General features: G+C 28.1%; 15 protein-coding genes and 1 tRNA gene. 5 read left to right on the top strand and 11 right to left on the bottom strand.

The features are described 5' to 3' along the window. Window positions 1-2: 2 nt before the first annotated feature. Together carA and AXY43_RS14570 are read right to left on the bottom strand one after the other, a co-directional pair. Entirely contained in the window at window positions 3-1,052 is a 1,050-nt protein-coding gene (gene carA / locus AXY43_RS14575; RefSeq protein WP_017209548.1) for a glutamine-hydrolyzing carbamoyl-phosphate synthase small subunit, read from the bottom strand. A gap of 640 nt (window positions 1,053-1,692) precedes the next feature. Next, window positions 1,693-2,472: an SDR family NAD(P)-dependent oxidoreductase gene (locus AXY43_RS14570; protein WP_077868834.1), complete on the bottom strand. Its 780-nt coding sequence runs from the start codon at window positions 2,470-2,472 to the stop codon at window positions 1,693-1,695. Window positions 2,473-2,801: 329 nt separating this feature from the next. Between AXY43_RS14570 and AXY43_RS14565 the strand changes: the two genes are divergently transcribed. After that, a complete protein-coding gene (locus AXY43_RS14565) occupies window positions 2,802-4,412 on the top strand; it encodes an IS1182 family transposase (protein WP_435867739.1) in 1,611 nt (536 codons plus the stop codon). A 196-nt stretch (window positions 4,413-4,608) separates the two neighbouring features. Here the strand turns inward: AXY43_RS14565 and mgsA are convergent, their stop codons facing one another. The 4 genes from mgsA to trhA form a co-directional block, all read right to left on the bottom strand. Then, window positions 4,609-4,968 carry a methylglyoxal synthase gene (gene mgsA, locus AXY43_RS14560; protein ID WP_105411741.1) on the bottom strand — a complete coding sequence of 120 codons (360 nt, stop codon included), beginning with the start codon at window positions 4,966-4,968 and terminating at the stop codon, window positions 4,609-4,611. 274 nt (window positions 4,969-5,242) lie between these two features. Further along, entirely contained in the window at window positions 5,243-6,487 is a 1,245-nt protein-coding gene (locus AXY43_RS14555) for a glutamate-5-semialdehyde dehydrogenase (RefSeq protein ID WP_039773416.1), read from the bottom strand. A gap of 25 nt (window positions 6,488-6,512) precedes the next feature. Beyond that, window positions 6,513-7,316, bottom strand: a complete 804-nt coding sequence (gene proB / locus AXY43_RS14550) for a glutamate 5-kinase (RefSeq protein ID WP_017209551.1) — start codon at window positions 7,314-7,316, stop codon at window positions 6,513-6,515. A 229-nt stretch (window positions 7,317-7,545) separates the two neighbouring features. After that, window positions 7,546-8,193, bottom strand: a complete 648-nt coding sequence (gene trhA, locus AXY43_RS14545) for a PAQR family membrane homeostasis protein TrhA (RefSeq protein WP_011967388.1) — start codon at window positions 8,191-8,193, stop codon at window positions 7,546-7,548. A gap of 221 nt (window positions 8,194-8,414) precedes the next feature. Here trhA and AXY43_RS14540 point away from each other — a divergent pair, with 221 nt between their 5' ends. Beyond that, window positions 8,415-9,008 (top strand): DUF1836 domain-containing protein, encoded by a 594-nt coding sequence (locus tag AXY43_RS14540; RefSeq protein WP_077868832.1) that lies wholly within the window; start codon window positions 8,415-8,417, stop codon window positions 9,006-9,008. A 232-nt stretch (window positions 9,009-9,240) separates the two neighbouring features. Further along, complete coding sequence (locus AXY43_RS14535; RefSeq protein ID WP_041893271.1) at window positions 9,241-10,836, top strand: ABC-F family ATP-binding cassette domain-containing protein; 1,596 nt, start codon at window positions 9,241-9,243, stop codon at window positions 10,834-10,836. Between the two features lie 221 nt (window positions 10,837-11,057). On the opposite strand, the gene AXY43_RS14530 is transcribed toward AXY43_RS14535, so the two are convergent. Next, window positions 11,058-11,771: an HAD-IIB family hydrolase gene (locus AXY43_RS14530; RefSeq protein ID WP_243099092.1), complete on the bottom strand. Its 714-nt coding sequence runs from the start codon at window positions 11,769-11,771 to the stop codon at window positions 11,058-11,060. A 161-nt stretch (window positions 11,772-11,932) separates the two neighbouring features. After that, window positions 11,933-12,517: a TetR/AcrR family transcriptional regulator gene (locus AXY43_RS14525; protein ID WP_017209556.1), complete on the bottom strand. Its 585-nt coding sequence runs from the start codon at window positions 12,515-12,517 to the stop codon at window positions 11,933-11,935. A 269-nt stretch (window positions 12,518-12,786) separates the two neighbouring features. Between AXY43_RS14525 and AXY43_RS14520 the strand changes: the two genes are divergently transcribed. Both AXY43_RS14520 and AXY43_RS14515 read left to right on the top strand, forming a co-directional pair. After that, a complete protein-coding gene (locus AXY43_RS14520) occupies window positions 12,787-14,265 on the top strand; it encodes an ISLre2 family transposase (RefSeq protein ID WP_077870071.1) in 1,479 nt (492 codons plus the stop codon). A 354-nt stretch (window positions 14,266-14,619) separates the two neighbouring features. Beyond that, window positions 14,620-15,510, top strand: coding sequence for a phosphatidylserine decarboxylase (locus tag AXY43_RS14515; protein WP_011967383.1), 891 nt, complete (start codon window positions 14,620-14,622; stop codon window positions 15,508-15,510). A gap of 34 nt (window positions 15,511-15,544) precedes the next feature. Here the strand turns inward: AXY43_RS14515 and AXY43_RS14510 are convergent. The 3 genes from AXY43_RS14510 to AXY43_RS14500 form a co-directional block, all read right to left on the bottom strand. Continuing rightward, a tRNA-Arg gene (locus tag AXY43_RS14510) sits at window positions 15,545-15,619 on the bottom strand. 187 nt (window positions 15,620-15,806) lie between these two features. After that, complete coding sequence (locus tag AXY43_RS14505; RefSeq protein WP_105411740.1) at window positions 15,807-16,712, bottom strand: sensor histidine kinase; 906 nt, start codon at window positions 16,710-16,712, stop codon at window positions 15,807-15,809. 214 nt (window positions 16,713-16,926) lie between these two features. Then, the gene (locus AXY43_RS14500; protein ID WP_017209559.1) at window positions 16,927-17,409 is read right to left on the bottom strand and encodes a DUF1189 family protein; all 483 of its coding nucleotides are present in this window, start codon (window positions 17,407-17,409) and stop codon (window positions 16,927-16,929) included. Window positions 17,410-17,613 lie beyond the last annotated feature (204 nt).

Raw genomic sequence — 17,613 nt, 5'->3', positions numbered from 1 at the left:
TCCTATAGTGCATATTCTAAGAACTTATCAAATATATATTCACTGTCTTTTGGACCTGCTGATGCTTCTGGATGAAATTGAACTGAGTATATTGGTAAAGTCTTATGTTTCATTCCTTCTACAGTTCCATCATTTATATTAACGTGAGTAACTTCCATGTCATCTGGTAACTTCTCTACTACATACCCATGATTTTGCGAAGTTATATGCACAATATTAGCTTCTAAATCTTTAACAGGATGGTTGCATCCTCTATGTCCAAACTTCAATTTAGTAGTTTTACCACCTAACGCTAATCCCAATAATTGATGCCCTAAGCAAATACCTGTTATTGGTTTCTTTCCAACTAATTTTTTAATATTTTCTATGGCAAAATCTAAATCTTCTGGATCCCCAGGTCCATTAGATAAAAATATTAAGTCCGGGTTAATATTTAAAACTTCTTCTGCTGTTGCTGTTGCTGGGAATATAGTTAATTTGCAGCCTCTCTTTTTGAAATTCCTTATTATATTAGTCTTTATACCGAAATCCATAACCGCAATATGTTTTCCTGTTCCTTCAACCACATAAGACTTATTTGTTGTAACAGTCTTTACAGCTTCCTTAGTAGAAAATCCTGCTATTTTTTCTTTCACATATTCATCGTCAACATCTTCTAGTGCTATAAGACCTCTCATAGTACCACTATTTCTTAAAACCTTAGTTAAAGCTCTTGTATCTATTCCTTCCAAGCCAATAACTTTTCCTTGTTTTAAAAAATCTTCAAGTTCTAATTCACATCTAAAGTTACTTGGCATATTACATTTTTCTCTAACAATAAAACCCCTTACTTTTATTGAATCAGACTCCATATCTTCAAGGTTTATCCCATAATTCCCTATTAAAGGGTAAGTCATCGTTACTATTTGTCCGTAATAAGATGGATCAGTAAGTACTTCTTGATAACCTGTCATTCCAGTTGTAAATACTACTTCTCCGACGCTTTCTTTTAGATATCCAAAAGCTTTTCCTTCAAAAATCATGCCGTTTTCTAATATAAGCTTTGCTTTCATACTTAAGCCTCCTACAAATATATTTTTGCTAAAACTACACCTTATGAATCTTTGTTTAATATAAAACAAAAGGATAATAAAGAGATTTCAGAAAACCTGATCTCTTCACTATCCTGTGATATACCATACAAATATTTGAATTCAAAAAATAAGCTATGAAATTTTTCATTCAGCTTTCAAATATCATAGTCATGCTTCCCTTTTTGGCCTCACAGGACCAAGTTAAAGTGTATCTTAACTTTTAAAATTTCTCTTTCTAACTATTCTAGTTGATAGATAATCCTGTGTCAAGATAATTTAAGGATAGTTTAATATTTAATATAATTATTTTTATTTATTACTTATTGTCTATTGCTTATTTATCTTTAATTTATTCAATATATAAATCTTATCATAAAAATAAGATTATATAAAGCATAAAAATACACTTATTTGAATTTTTATTCATATTCTTTTTATTTCAGATATAAATATACCATTAATTCAAATAATTACTTTTGTATGTTAATCCTTAATTATATGTGAATTAAAATATGTATCCCAATTAAGTAACTAAATATTTATTATGATAATGCTATATTTAAATCGATATAATGCATGCATATTTATATAAAAAAAAGAATAATAGCTAATATAAATACTAACTATTATTCTTTAATATAATTTTTCTTCCTAACGCTCTAGGGATTAATTTATTTCCTAAAATCAACAGCTTATTTTTATATCCTGGAATAATTATTGTCTTGCCCATTGAAAATTCTCTGTAAGCACATTTTGCTATATCACTAGCATTCATTAAATATCTTTTAGATCTTTGTGATTTTTTTATACCAGCCTTCTCTTGAAATGATGTCCTTACAGGCCCAGGGCAAAGGCAACTTACCCTGATTCCCAAATCTTTCAACTCATCATGTATTGCTTCTGTTAATGATAAAACATATGCCTTGCTTGAATAATATATAGACATTTTAGGACCACCAATAAATGCTGCTGTTGATGCCACATTTAAAATGCCTCCATGTCTTCTCTCAACCATCTTTTTAGAAAAGTACTTTGTAAGCATAGTCAATGCGGTAATATTTATATTTATTATCTTTTCTTCAAGTCCCTCTTCTAAATCATGAAAAAAACCAAAGCAACCTATGCCTACATTATTTATTAAATTATCCACAATTAAATTCTTTTCTTCCACAACTTCTATTATCTTTTTATAACCTTTATCCACAGATAGGTCACATTGAATTATTTCCACAATTACTCCATATTGATCTTCAAGCCTACTTTTAGTATTCCTTAGCTTAATTTCGTCTTTTGCTATAATAATTAAATTATCTTTATTTTTGGCATAGATTTTTGCTAACTCAAATCCAATTCCGTCACTACCACCAGTTATTAATGTATATCTGTTTAAATCAGTCATTATAATCCTTCCTTTTAAGATATTCTATTAGTTTACAAGCTATATTTCCTTGCTATTACCTTAGAATTATAATCATGTTCATACTCCATTTATACACAAATGATTGCTAATTGCAAATTTATATAATTTATGTTATCATATAATTAATAAAATATTCAGAAAATTTAGGCAGTTACAGTTAATTCTGAATTGACCTATCTCAAATTTAACACTACTTTTTCTAAAAGGGGCTGTTGCAAAACTAACATAGTTAGTTTTGTAGCGGCTCATTTTTTTAGATATAAAAAATGTGAATTCCGAAGAACTCACATTCATTGTATAATTTACTTATGCTAAAAACCAAATTACACAATAAAGATCATACTGAGATTAATGATAATTTTCAACTTATATTACCATTAAATCTAGAAAATTTAATACCATCAGATGATTCAGTCCGCTTGCTAAGCCATGTATTGGAGGGATTAGATTACACGAAGTTGTATAAGGCGTACTCTTCCGTTGGAAGAAAACCGGCAGTGGAACCTAAAATTATGTTCAAAATAATATCATATGCTTATTCTCAAAATATTTATTCAAGCAGGAAAATCGAAAAAGCATGCAAAAGAGATATAAATTTTAAGTGGTTACTTCAATGTTATAAGGCACCGGATCATGCTACAATCAGTAGATTTCGTAAAGACTATATTTCAAATGAGGTAATTGAAGATTTATTTTATCAACAAGTTAATTATTTAGCAAATCAAAATGAAATACTATTTGAAAATGCATTTATTGATGGTACTAAAATCGAAGCGAATGCTAATCGTTATACATTTGTTTGGAAAAAAACTATTTTAAAAAATGAAGAAAAAATGTTTGATAAAATTCTTGTTCTTTTAGAAAATATTAACCTTGGAGAATTAAAAAAATTTACTGTTCAGAAAGAAACATTAATAGATGATATTGATAAAATTCTTCAATGGCTTGAATATGAAAAAAAGAAAAGAAACATAGAGTTTGTTCATGGAATTGGTAAAAGAAAAACCAAAATTCAAAAGTGGACAGAGCAACTATCTGAATATAAAGAGAGAGAAGAAAAATATAATTTGAGTAAAAAAATATTTTCAAAAAGAAATAGTTATTCTAAAACTGATCCAGACGCAACTTTCATGCATATGAAAGATGATCATATGAGAAATAGTCAATTAAAACCTGCATATAATGTGCAAATCGCAGTTGAAAGTGAATACGTAACCGGCGTCGGAATATTTGATGATAGAAATGATATAGCAACATTAATACCTATGCTTAATAATATGAAAGAAAAAATCGGTCGTAAATATCTTAATATAATTGCAGACTCAGGTTATGAAAGCGAAGAAAACTATTTATTCTTAGAATCAAATAAGCAAACTCCTTATATAAAACCACAAACTTATGAGAAGTGGAAAAAAAGAAGTTTTAAAAATGATATAAGTAAGCGCGAAAATATGAAATATGATGCTGAATCGGATTTTTATATTTGTCATAACAATAGAAAATTAATACCTACCTCTATTATTTATAGAAAATCCGCAAGTGGATACAAATCAGAAGTAACTGTGTATGAATGCGAAAACTGTGATAATTGCGATTACAAAGTAAAATGCACAAAAGCAAAAGGAAATAGAAAAATGCAGGTTTCAAAAACTTTTGTGGAAAAGCGTGAAATATCCTATAAAAATATTACAACTGAATTTGGAACTAAATTAAGAATGAATAGATCTATTCAGGTCGAAGGAGCATTTGGAGTTCTAAAAAGTGATTATGAATTCAATAGATTTTTAACACGTGGAAAAAATAGCGTTCAAACTGAATTTATTTTGCTTTGTTTTGGTTATAATATTAACAAATTACATTCAAAAATACAAAATGAAAAAACTCAGAATCATCTTCATGAATTGAAACCTACTGCCTAATTATGGAATAAATTAACTAGGCTTATTTTAGTGTGCTTAAAAATCAGAATTCTTTAAATAATTAATATTGTATTTCAAATATTTGGAGATTTGCTGGCTTAAACCGAAAAGGAGCATCGCTCCTGATTAAAATTTAATCATTTTGCGACACTCCCTTTGTTTTTGTATATATGATTTTAACTGGTTTGTCCATAATTTAAAATTGTTTAATTATAAGTTCTGCTGTTTTTATATTAGTAACAACAGCTACATTATGTACATTACAAACTCTAAGCAATGCTGATACATCTGGTTCATGAGGTTGCGCTGTCAATGGATCTGTAAAAAATATTACTAGATCAATCTTTCCTTCTGCAATACGACCACCTAATTGTTGATCTCCTCCATATGGACCAGATAAATATCTCTTAACTTCAAGACCTGTTGCTTCTGATATCTTCATTCCAGTTGTTCCTGTAGCAACTAGCTCATATTTAGCTAGTACATCCTTATACTTCTTTGAAAATTCAATAATATCTTCCTTCTTTTTGTCATGTGCTATTAATGCTATTTTCACAATTGTCATCCCCCTTTTTAGATCCATTTGATACGTTTTCACATTGGATTATACTATACTTTTTTATAGTTATAAAGTCTATTTAATATTATTATTTTATCATATAAATATTTACATATTATTACAACACACTTTATATATTTTAAGATTATTTCCTTGGCAATACTTAATTATGTTGATTTATTCATGAAAATATTAATTTAGTATCTTTAATTATTATAATATATAAGAATATAAAGAATATCATGCAATAATATCCTTTATATTCTCTGTATTATCTTATTTGGCCATTTCCATAAATGATATATTTGATTGTTGTTAATTCTTTAAGTCCCATTGGACCTCTGGCATGTAACTTTTGAGTGCTTATTCCTATTTCTGCACCAAAACCAAACTCTGAACCATCTGTAAATCTTGTTGACGCGTTAACATATACAGCTGCTGCATCAACTCTTTGTAAAAACTTTTGTGAATTTTTATAGCTCTCTGTAATAATTGCTTCCGAATGCCCTGTTCCATATTTATTTATATGCGAAATTGCTTCATCTACATCTTTAACTACTTTTACGGCAATTATATAATCTAAATATTCTTTTCCCCAATCCTCTTCAGCAGCTTTCTCAATGTCGTTAATTATAGATTGTGATACTTCATCACCTTTAACAGCAACGCCGTTTTCTCTTAAGGCATTAACCACTATCGGCAAAAAGTCCTCCACTATCTTTTCATTTATAAGTAACTTTTCAGCTGCATTACAAACAGAAGGTCTTGATGCTTTTGCATTAATAACAATGTTTTTTGCCATTTCAAAATCGCAGTCTCTATCTACATATATATGACAATTGCCTGTTCCTGTTTCTATAACTGGAACAGTAGCATTTTTAAGAACAGCTTGAATTAATCCTGCTCCACCTCTTGGAATAAGAACATCTATAAACTCATTTAACCTCATCATTTCAGTTGCAACTTCTCTACTTGTATCTTCTACTAGCTGTACTGAATCCTTAGGCAAACCAGATCTTTCAATTCCTTTTGTTAATGCCTTAACTATAGCTTTATTAGAATTAATAGCTTCACTTCCGCCTCTTAGAATAACAGCATTTCCAGTCTTTATACAAAGCCCTGCTGCATCACAAGTTACATTAGGCCTTGCTTCATAAATTATTCCAATAACTCCTAACGGTACTCTCTTCTGACCTATTTGTAATCCATTAGGTCTTTGCCACATAGATATTACCTCACCTATTGGATCTTGAAGTTTTATGACATCTTTAAGCCCTGCTGCCATGCTTTCTATTCTTTCATCTGTAAGAGCTAATCTATCTAACATAGCTTTTGAAGTACCTTTTGATACTGCTATATCTAAATCCACTTGATTAGCTGATATTATGTCTCCTTTTGCCTTTATCAATTCCTCTGCCATAATCATAAGTGCATCATCTTTTTGCTTTGTTGATGCAATACCAAGATCATAAGAAGCATTTTTAGCATTTTGTCCTTTAATTATTAACTCACTCATTTTTAGCCCCCATTTCTTATTTTACCTACGATACAAATAAAGTTCCTATTTCTTCACCATTCAAAATATCTATTATTATATCTGGTTCACTTCCATTCGCTAAAATCATATCTACTCCTGCTTTTGTGGATGTCTTAGCTGCTGATAATTTTGTGATCATTCCACCAGTTCCTAGATTTGATCCTGCACCTCCAGCGCACTCTTCTAACTCAGGAGTTATTTCTCTAACTTCATTTAGTAATTTTGCACTCTCATTATTCCTTGGGTCTGAATCATAGAACCCATCTATATCAGATAAAATTATTAACAAATCTGCGTTAATTAATGATGCAACTATTGCCGATAGATTATCATTATCACCAAATCTAACTATATTCTCAATCTCATCTATTGAAACTGTATCATTCTCATTTACTATAGGAATTATCTTATTATCTAATAAAGTTTCAAATGTATTGCATACATTTTCCCTAATATGATCATCTTCTACTACATCTCTTGTGAGTAACACTTGCCCAACCACATGGCTATATTCTCCAAAAAATTTACTATATATATGCATTAGTTCGCATTGTCCAACTGCTGCTACTGCTTGCTTTTCTCTTATACTTTCGGGCTTTTCTTTCAATTTTAATTTATTAACACCAACAGCAACTGCACCTGATGTAACAAGCGTAACCTGCTTACCTGAATTAACTACATCAGATAATACGCGCGTTAGCTTTTCAATTCTACTTAAATTAATATTTCCATTATCATAAGTTAATGTTGATGATCCAACCTTTACTACTATTCTACTAGCATCTTTTAACCTTTGACGAAAGCCCATTTTTCCATCCCCTTAAAGTCTATTTATTCTTTATAATTTATCTTACTATACCTAATATATCTTATCAAGTTTTAAAAGATGTTTTATAATAAAACAATCTAGTTCCATATAAATGTAATTATGTTTTTATAAAAAAATAAGGATAAAAGGAATACTAAATTTATTTAAAATAAGTATTTCTTTTATCCCCTATATAATCTACTAGATTAATGCAACTTAAAATTCTGATTTAAATTATATATACAAATACACAAATAAAATGACAAAGGGTTCCCAACATAATAAATATATGAAATATTTCATGTCTTCCAAAGAGCCATACTTTTATTTTATCTGATTTTAATGCGTATATTATTCCACCTATTGTATACATTATTCCTCCAAGAACTAACCATGATAGTCCAAATGAAGATAAAACTTGAGACATTGGATATATGGCAAATACTGCAAACCACCCAATTCCTATATACATGCTACTGCTGAGCCATCTAGGACAAGTTACCCAACATAATTTAAATGCAATTCCGATTACTGCACATATTGTTACTGCTAGAAATAGATTTATTCCTACCTTTCCATTTAACGCCACTAGGCAAAATGGTGCATATGACCCTGCTATTAATATAAATATCATAGAATGATCCAATCGTTTTAGAATTTTTATTACTTTATCATTTGCTATTACTGAATGATATGTTGCTGATGCGCTATATAATAAAATCATACTTATCCCGAAAAATAAAACTGATACAAATGTTATTGTAGAACTTCCCCTTGTATATACCTTTACTAGCATTGCTATTAATGCAAATAATGATAGAACTGCTCCAATAAAATGAGTTAATCCATTAATAGGTTCTCTTAAATATTTCTCCATTCTTTTACCCTCCCATTTATTCCCACGTAGTTTTAATAACTACATGTTGCTATATTAGAATTATTTCATATTTTTTTTTATATTGCAACCCCATTTTTGTTTATTTTCTATTTATTAAATAGTATTTTACCCATAAATGCTTGAATTATCTACTTCTTTTCGATAATATTAAATTTATAATAATGACATAGTTTCTATTACTATGTGAGGAGTGAAATTATATGAATAACTTTAATATTGATGCATATATAAATTCACAAAAATCATCTAATAACATTAACTTAAATGATTTTCCTGAAATTGATTTATATATGGATCAAGTAATGCAGCTATTTGAAAGTAAATTAAGCTACACTAAAAGAAATGATGATGACAAAGTTCTTACTAAAACTATGATTAATAACTACGCCAAAGGTAATCTTTTAATGAAAATTAAAAATAAGAAGTATACTAAAAGTCATCTTATTTTAATGGGGTTAATTTACAATTTAAAAGGTGCACTGTCCCTTACAGATATAAAAACTATCTTGAGCCCCATAATTATTGCTTTTGAAAAAGAAGAAGAATATCCATTACATGATATATACCAATCCTTTCTTGATATATATGATTCAAACTTAGATGATTTAAAATCTTCCTCAACTAAAATTTATGATAATATTACAAATCTAATAAGTAATGAAGATAATTCTTTAGGAGACTATGAAGAAAAATTTCTGCTTATATGCGCATATGTTAGCATGAGTAATCTTTATAGACGTATGAGTGAAAAAATAATAGATGAATGTTTTGGGAGTACCAAAAATTATAAATAACATTAATTTTAATTAAGTAATAATACAAAAATTTAAAATTATAGAAATACTTAAAAATGCAAAAATCATTAATTATATGATATAATAAGCAACATGTAGTTAAACTATTTATACGATGCACAATTAAGGATGAAATTCCAAATTAATTTATGATAACATATTTTAACGATAAAAAGGATTTTTTCCCTAATTGTGCATTATTATAATTAAGAAGAAATGAGGTCGAAATATATTGATAAACGTATCAAATGTTAGTTTGAGATTTGGTGGACGTAAGCTTTTTGAAGATGTCAACCTTAAATTCACTCCAGGAAATTGTTATGGAGTTATTGGTGCTAATGGCGCTGGAAAGAGTACATTCTTAAAAATATTATCAGGTGAGGTAGAACCTAATACTGGTGAAGTTATAATTGCTCCTAACACAAGAATGTCTGTCTTGAAGCAAGATCATTATAAGTATGATAATTTTCAAGTCCTAGAAACTGTAATAATGGGGAATGAAAGACTATACCAAATAATGAAGGAAAAAGATGAAATTTATGCTAAACCTGACTTTTCTGATGAAGATGGAATTAAAGCATCTGAATTAGAAGGTGAATTTGCTGAACTTAATGGTTGGGAAGCAGAATCTGAAGCATCTTCGCTTTTACAAGGACTAGGTATAGGAACTGATCTTCACTTTAAAAATGTATCAGAATTGACTGGTGGAGAAAAAATTAAAGTTCTTTTAGCTCAAGCCTTATTTGGTAATCCTGGAATACTAATTCTAGACGAACCTACTAACGGTCTTGATTTAAAGGCTGTAAACTGGTTAGAAGACTTTTTAGGTAACTTTGATGGAACTGTTATAGTTGTATCGCATGATAGACACTTCTTAAATTCAGTTTGTACTCAAATGGCTGACGTTGACTTTGGAAAGATAAAAATTTATGTAGGTAACTATGACTTCTGGTATGAATCAAGTCAATTAGCTCTTCAAATGTCAAAAGATCAAAACAAGAAAAAGGAAGAAAAGATTAAGGAATTACAGGACTTTATTGCAAGATTTAGTGCTAATGCTTCTAAATCTAAGCAGGCTACTTCTCGTAAAAAACTTTTGGATAAAATTACTTTAGATGATATTCAACCATCAAGTAGAAAATATCCATTTGTAGGTTTTAAACCTGAAAGAGAAGTTGGTAATGATATCTTAATGGTTAAAGATTTATCAAAAACAGTAGATGGTGTTAAAGTATTAGATAACGTGAATTTCATAGTAAATAAAGGTGATAAAATTGCTCTTATTGGTAATGAAATAGCCGTAACTACATTATTCAAAATATTATCTGGAGAAATGGAACCAGATAGCGGTGAATATAAATGGGGAATAACTATAACTAATGCTTACTTCCCAGCTGATAACTCAAAATACTTTGACGATTGCAATCTTTCTTTAGTAGATTGGCTTAGACAATATTCAGAGGAAAAATCTGAAAGCTATATCAGAGGATTCCTAGGCAGAATGTTATTCTCTGGTGAGGAAGCATTAAAAGAAGCCAATGTATTATCAGGAGGAGAAAAAGTTAGATGTATGTTGTCTAAAATGATGCTTTCTAATGCTAATGTATTAATGTTAGATCAACCTACGAATCACCTTGACCTTGAATCAATTACAGCTGTAAATAATGGTTTGAAAGATTATAATAGTAATATATTATTTGCTTCTCATGACCATCAGTTCGTTCAAACTATAGCAAATAGAATCATAGATATTAAGGATGATGGTTCTATAGTTGATAGAACTATGACATTTGATGAATACTTAGAATTTTCTAATTCTAATAAATAATAATTTAACCATATAAATTAAGATTATATGTAATATACTTATAATAAAAAGTTCAGCATTTCTATAAATTGCTGAACTTTTATATTTCTTTAATAAATTATTTTCCATTTAATTTGCTGAATAAGTTATAATCTCTAAATTAATCTTTTATCTTAGCATATCTTCTATTACTTCAAAAACATGATCTACAAGATTATCAGCATATGGTTTAATTAGTTCTTCTACTGAATTAAATTATAACTATTATTGGTAATCTTAAACATGGAAATATCATTCATTGAATCGCCGACCGTATATAAGCTATCAACGCCTTTATTTTCATCTTCCAAAATCATCATAATTGCATTTCCCTTTGAACAATTCTTTGCAACTATATCTACAAATACTTGATTTCTAAAAGCTTCTATATACTCATCATATTCATTTATCAACTTTTCTCTTACCAATTCTGATTTTTCTATAGATTGAGATACATTAAACACACTCATAATTTGTGAATCTGATACGCTACTCAATGCTTCTTCTAATGTTACCCTATTAGAAAAATGATTAAAAAAATCAGCATCTACAGCTGAAACATCAACTAATTTATTTTCTATCATATAAGTATCATTTCCATCATCATAATATATTAAGGAATCTCCTATATCATAAAAATCAGCTATTATTCTATTTTGTATTTTATTCGGTATTGATTTCTCATGTATAATATTATTTCTGTTATCCATTATCACTCCACCATTACACATAACCAAGTAATCATACTCAAATGGATATTCCTTTAAAATACTATTTACTCCTTTTAAACTTCTTCCTGTTGAAATTATTATCTTATTTCCAAACGCTTTTAGTCGCCTCAATGCATCTAAATCCTTTTCTGAAATTTTGTTATCTCTAAATAGCGTTCCATCTAAATCACTCGCTAAAAATTTCATTAGTATCCCCCAGTTCCCTCGTTATTTTATTCAATTTGGTAATGATTATATATACTGCTCATAAAAAATGTCTCTCTATACACTCCCTATTTATATTTAATTATAAGTGTAAACTAGAACTAATTACATTTATCTAGAATTTAAAATATAAACTTCATATTTTAAATATATCTATTTATATCTATTCCTAATCCATTCAATGTAAACTTAATAGTACTCTCTATAATATCTTCTAAATTTATCTTCTCTATATGTATAGATTCATATATTGCAGATGAACATAGTGATCCAAAAAATTGGAATGCAATAAGTTCTACATCTCCTTTTTTAATTTCCCCAATTTCCATTGCAGTTCTTATATTAATTTCAATTTCATTTATATACTTTCGTATCTTATGACGCAATTCATTTTGTCTATGCTCAGTCCCCCACAACTGGCTCATTACTATTTTAAAAAAATCTGTATACCCATATAAAAATGTTAATTGTATTCTACATATTTTTATTAATTTTTCAATAGGACCTATATTGATATTCTGAACTTCAATAACTTGATTTTGTAATATTTGCAATCCCTCCTCAACAATGAAATTAAATATTTCCTCTTTACTCTTGAAATGATAGTATAATGTCCCCTTTACAAGTCCAGCATTGGCAGCTATATCATCCATAGTAGCACCTCTATATCCAGATTCAGAAAATATTTTTATTGCAGATTTAAAAATCAAGTTCTTTGTTTTGTTCATAACATTTCTCCTCATTTTTCAATAATTACTTATGCCAATATTATCAATATATTATATCATTTAGTTCATTATTAAACCACAATTCTACATATTACTATTTATATCAAAAATGAAACTTTCACTACCTATAAGTTAGAGTATAATTTTAGTAGGCAAAGATAATAAAGAATACTATATAAATAATAAAGGAGATGCAAAAGCATCTCCTCAATACATAAATTATCCATTATAATTAAGTTGACGAAACTAAATAGAATAGAGTTAGATTTATGTATGAATTAAGTTTAAATGATAATGGATTTACTTTCAAGGAGTTAGAGAAAAGAATTTATAAATATGCTTGTGATGAAGCTTGCAATGCATTAAAAAGCATATTAGAATCCTTGGATGAAAAACTACTTAATGAAAGAGATAGCAAGGTTTACCGTAATAAAGGCCGTAAGCAAACTTGTTTGAGGACTATTATGGGGAATGTAGAGTATTCTAGGCGTGTTTATGAATTAAAACTTGAGGATGGTAAGAAAGCAACTAAATACCTTTTGGATGAGTATTTAGGAATGGATACTATAGGAAATGTTTCTATAAATCTCGTAGAAACTATTTTGACTAACGTGGCGGATGTTTCTTTTAGAAAGACATCTGAGAATATTAAAACTATGTGTAATCAAGAAATTAGTGCTCAAGGCGTTTGGAACGTAGTTCAAACAGTTGGAGAAAAGATTAAAGAACTAGAAAATCGTAAAATTGAACTAGATGATAAAGGTGTGTTAAAAGGCGAAAAGGAAGTACCAGTATTGTTTCAAGAGCAAGATGGAGTTTGGCTCTATCTTCAAGGTAAAGATAGACCAAAAGGGAAAAATAAAAAGAAAGAGTTAAAACTAGCAGTATCATATACAGGCTGGACTTTACGTCCAGGAAGCAAAAAAGAATATGTAGTTGTTGATAAAACTGCTTGTGCAAGTTTTAGTAATTCTAGCCACTTTAAAAAGCTTGCTAGCGCAACAATTTCAGAAAAATACAATGTAGACGAAATTCAAACTAGAATATTAAACGGTGATGGAGCAAAGTGGATTAAGGCAACTTGTGAGGATCAAGACATTCATTTTCAACTAGATCCATTTCATGTAGGTCAAGCAATTATGCGTAAGGTAAGTGATAAAAGAACCCAAAAGCAATTATTAAAACTATTTAGAGAAGGTAAAATTGATGAAGGTCTAGAAGCTATTGTAAATATGATGACACTTACAAATGAAGAAGATGTTTCATTTAAGAAGCTTACTGAGTTATATGATTACTTAGCTCACAATAGAGATGGATTAACACCATATAAATTAAGAGGTAACATAGACATGCCTACGGCGCCGGAAGGCATAGAATACAGGAATTTAGGTACAATGGAACATAATATTTGTGATGTATTAGCTCAAAGGATGAAGGGCAGAAAAATGAGCTGGTCTATTAATGGTGCAGATAATTTATCTAAAATATTATCTGAAAAATTTAGTAATAGGTTGTTTGATACTGTGGATAAAATCTATAGAAATATTATTCCTGATAATGTTATTGATACAATAGTTACAAAACTACCATTAACAGTATTTCAAGCAAATAAAGAATCTAATAAATGTAAGGTATATAAGTGTAATAGCGCACAAATTCCGTACAGCGGAGCTGCCACAACGCTAGGTAGAAAAATAGTGCGTGATTTATGTGGATTAAAATCATTTAGTGATATTAGTTATAGTTAAGTATAAAGCGTGTGTAGGGAAATTCTAAAAATATGATGTAAAATAATGGATAATAAATTAAATAAAATTCTTGCCAACTTTTACTTGACTCAAACTACCTATAATCTTACTTTTGAAATTTTGATTATCTGTGATAAAATTAATATTAAGGTAAAAAATAAACTATGTATGTTACACATAATTTATTCAATATATCAGTTTTTCTATATTATTTACTAAATGATTATTCTATAGATTTAACTAGATATATCTAATTAAAATAAGAAATGGAGGATACTTGTCATAACTGTAACATTATAAATCTTTAGAGCTGTTATCTCTAAATTATTTAATAAAGTTTTGACATTTGTATTTATGATTCAAGTATATAATAGAACTACAAAATCTTATGAAGAAGAACTTATCGCTGGAAAGAAATATATAGAATGGACCTATGAATCACCAGTTGGTAAAACAATTACTGAACTTATTGCAAAGAAAAAATTATTTTCTAAGTTATATGGGAAGTATTGTGATACAAAGCTAAGCAAATCCAAAATTTCACCATTTGTAGATAGCTTTAATATTGATATGGCTATGTCGAAGAAGAAAATTAATGAATTTAAATCTTTTAATGATTTCTTTACACGAGAATTAAATTTTGATGCTAGACCAATAAATTCAGATAATAATATATTAATTTCTCCAGGAGATGGAAGAATAACTGCCTATGAAGACATTGACTTAGATAATATAATTCAAATTAAGGGATTAACTTATAGTTTAAAAGAGTTAATTAATGATGATAATGTAGCTAGTAAATATAAAAATGGAATATGCGTTGTATTACGCTTATGCCCTACTGACTATCATAGATTTCACTTTATCGATTCTGGTATTCCATATGAAAATCATCCTATAAAAGGGCACTATTATTCTGTAAATCCAATAGCTTTAAAATCTGTTCCTAAACTTTTTTGTGAAAATAAAAGAGAATGGTCTTTATTTAAATCAGATAACTTTAAAGATGTACTTCATATAGAGGTTGGTGCTACATGTGTAGGTTCAATAATTCAAACTTATTCCCCTAGAGTTAGAGTAAATAAAGGTGACGAAAAAGGCTATTTTAAATTTGGAGGATCTACAACTATATTATTCTTTGAACAAGGATCTATAGAAATAGATGCTGATATTATAGAACAATCTAAATTAGGCTTTGAATGTAAAGTTATATTTGGTGAAAATATTGGTACTAAAGTTTTATAAAATAAAAAGAATGGGTTACCCATTCTTTTTATTTTGGCAGAGCGTGAAGGAATCGAACCCTCAATGTACCGTCCGTAGCGGTATGTTATATCCGTTTAACTAACGCTCCATATTCAATTTTTGCAACAAGTTTATCTTATCACAAGCGGTTATAATAATCAAGTTTATAATTTGATTATTCTCATAATTTTATAAATTTAATACTATTATTCAACTTAGTCCCATATACAATTTGGAATAAGTTATCTAAAAATTAGGTTTAATTTTTAGATAACTATCCTTGTTCATGATGATTTTTACAAATATATATCAGAAAACTCTACCTCAAGTACTTCCACTTTACTTTTAATATTTAAACATTTATCTCTATTATTTTCATCATCCTGTAATCTTTCTATTGGTAACTTAATTATAAATTCACAACCAGAATTCTCTTCACTTTTCAATTCGATACTACCATTATGAGCTTGAGTTAAATATCTAACTAGATCAAGACCTATCCCACTTCCCGAATTCTCAGATTTTTTATTTCTTGAAGATTGAACAAATCTATTAAAAATTGTATTTTGCTCTTCCTTTGGTATCCCAATTCCTTCATCCCTTACCGAAATAGTTAATTGATTTATACTTTTCCACGCATTTATATATATATTACTTCCCCTTGGCGAGAACTTTATTGCATTAGAAATTAAATTCATTATTATTCTATCTATTGCTTCTGGGTCTACTGCCATTATGCACTCTTCAACATTTGTATCAAAAACTAAAGAGATCTCCTTCTGCTTAGCATATTTATCTATTGAAGATATATTCCACTCTATTAAGTTAATTACATCTAAATTCTCTCTTTTAATACTATAATGATTTTTTTCTAATTTTGTTGTATCTATTAGATTGTTTACAAGTTTTAATATTTTATATGAATTTCTTTTTATAACATCCATGTGATCCTGGCATTTACCATACCTTTTAATATCTTTATAATCATCCTTGTAACATTGTAAAACACTTAAAATTATATTTAATGGTGATCTCAAATCATGTGAAATATTCAAAATAAAATCTTCTTGATTTTTCTTAGATTCTGATAAATTAATAAGTTTGCTAACTAATTCATCTTTCGATAACTTAATAAGGTCATTTCTATTCAATATATTTTCCCTATCAATCTGATTATCTTTCAAAATATTAACCTCAACCATTTTTAAATCCCCTTTTGTAATTTTTTTTACTTTTTTTACCATATACCCTTAATATATAATATCACATAACTTCCCGGCTAACAACCATATTAAATAAATTTGATATGATATTTCTAATTCCAAAAGATTATATAATTGTTCGTTTAAGTTTAATAATTGAATATTACAAATTTAGATAATAATTTGAGAAATTTATATATATATGCTTATATTACTAAGTATAGTTTCTTATTATTTCATCCTTTATATACTTTAATATCAATATTACATAGGTTAATGTTCCAACAATAAACATAGTATCAAAGCTTATATTAGGATTAGCTATTTCTAGTATTATTTGTATTATTAATGGCAATGTAGCCGCATATAAGGTTAAAGAATATAAAGCTATATATTTGACTACCATTCTTAAAAATACTGTGAAAAGCGCTGCAACAATTGATACAATTAAGGAATTCAATAATAAATTAAAAAGTATTATTGAAAAATATGCTACCGTTTGATCTACTAAAGATATTATATCTAAATTATAATTCTTATATTGAACAAATGCACTCTTTAAGCCTCCCAATAAGAAACTAAGGAATATTGCATATGAGATTGATCTTAATATTCCTTCTTTCGCATATTTAGAAAAAACCTTTATGTCATATATAGAAGTTATAAGCTTTATAAAAAAATTAGTTTTATTAGTCATTTTCCCCTCCAGATAAATATTGTCTACTTTCATAAGGCCTATTAAGTATATTAACACATATTAAAATTAGTTTAAACTTCAAGGTTTATTATTTACTTTTATTGTCAATATTATATAAATAAAAGAGGACTTTGTAATTAAATAAAAGATTAATCGGCAATATCTTATTCAAATTCACTCTAAATATATTAGTTACTTCATTAG

The sequence above is a fragment of the Clostridium sp. MF28 genome, assembly GCF_002969175.1.
GTDB classification, from domain to species: Bacteria; Bacillota; Clostridia; order Clostridiales; family Clostridiaceae; genus Clostridium; species Clostridium beijerinckii.
This window is presented reverse-complemented; position numbering and strand designations above follow the sequence as displayed.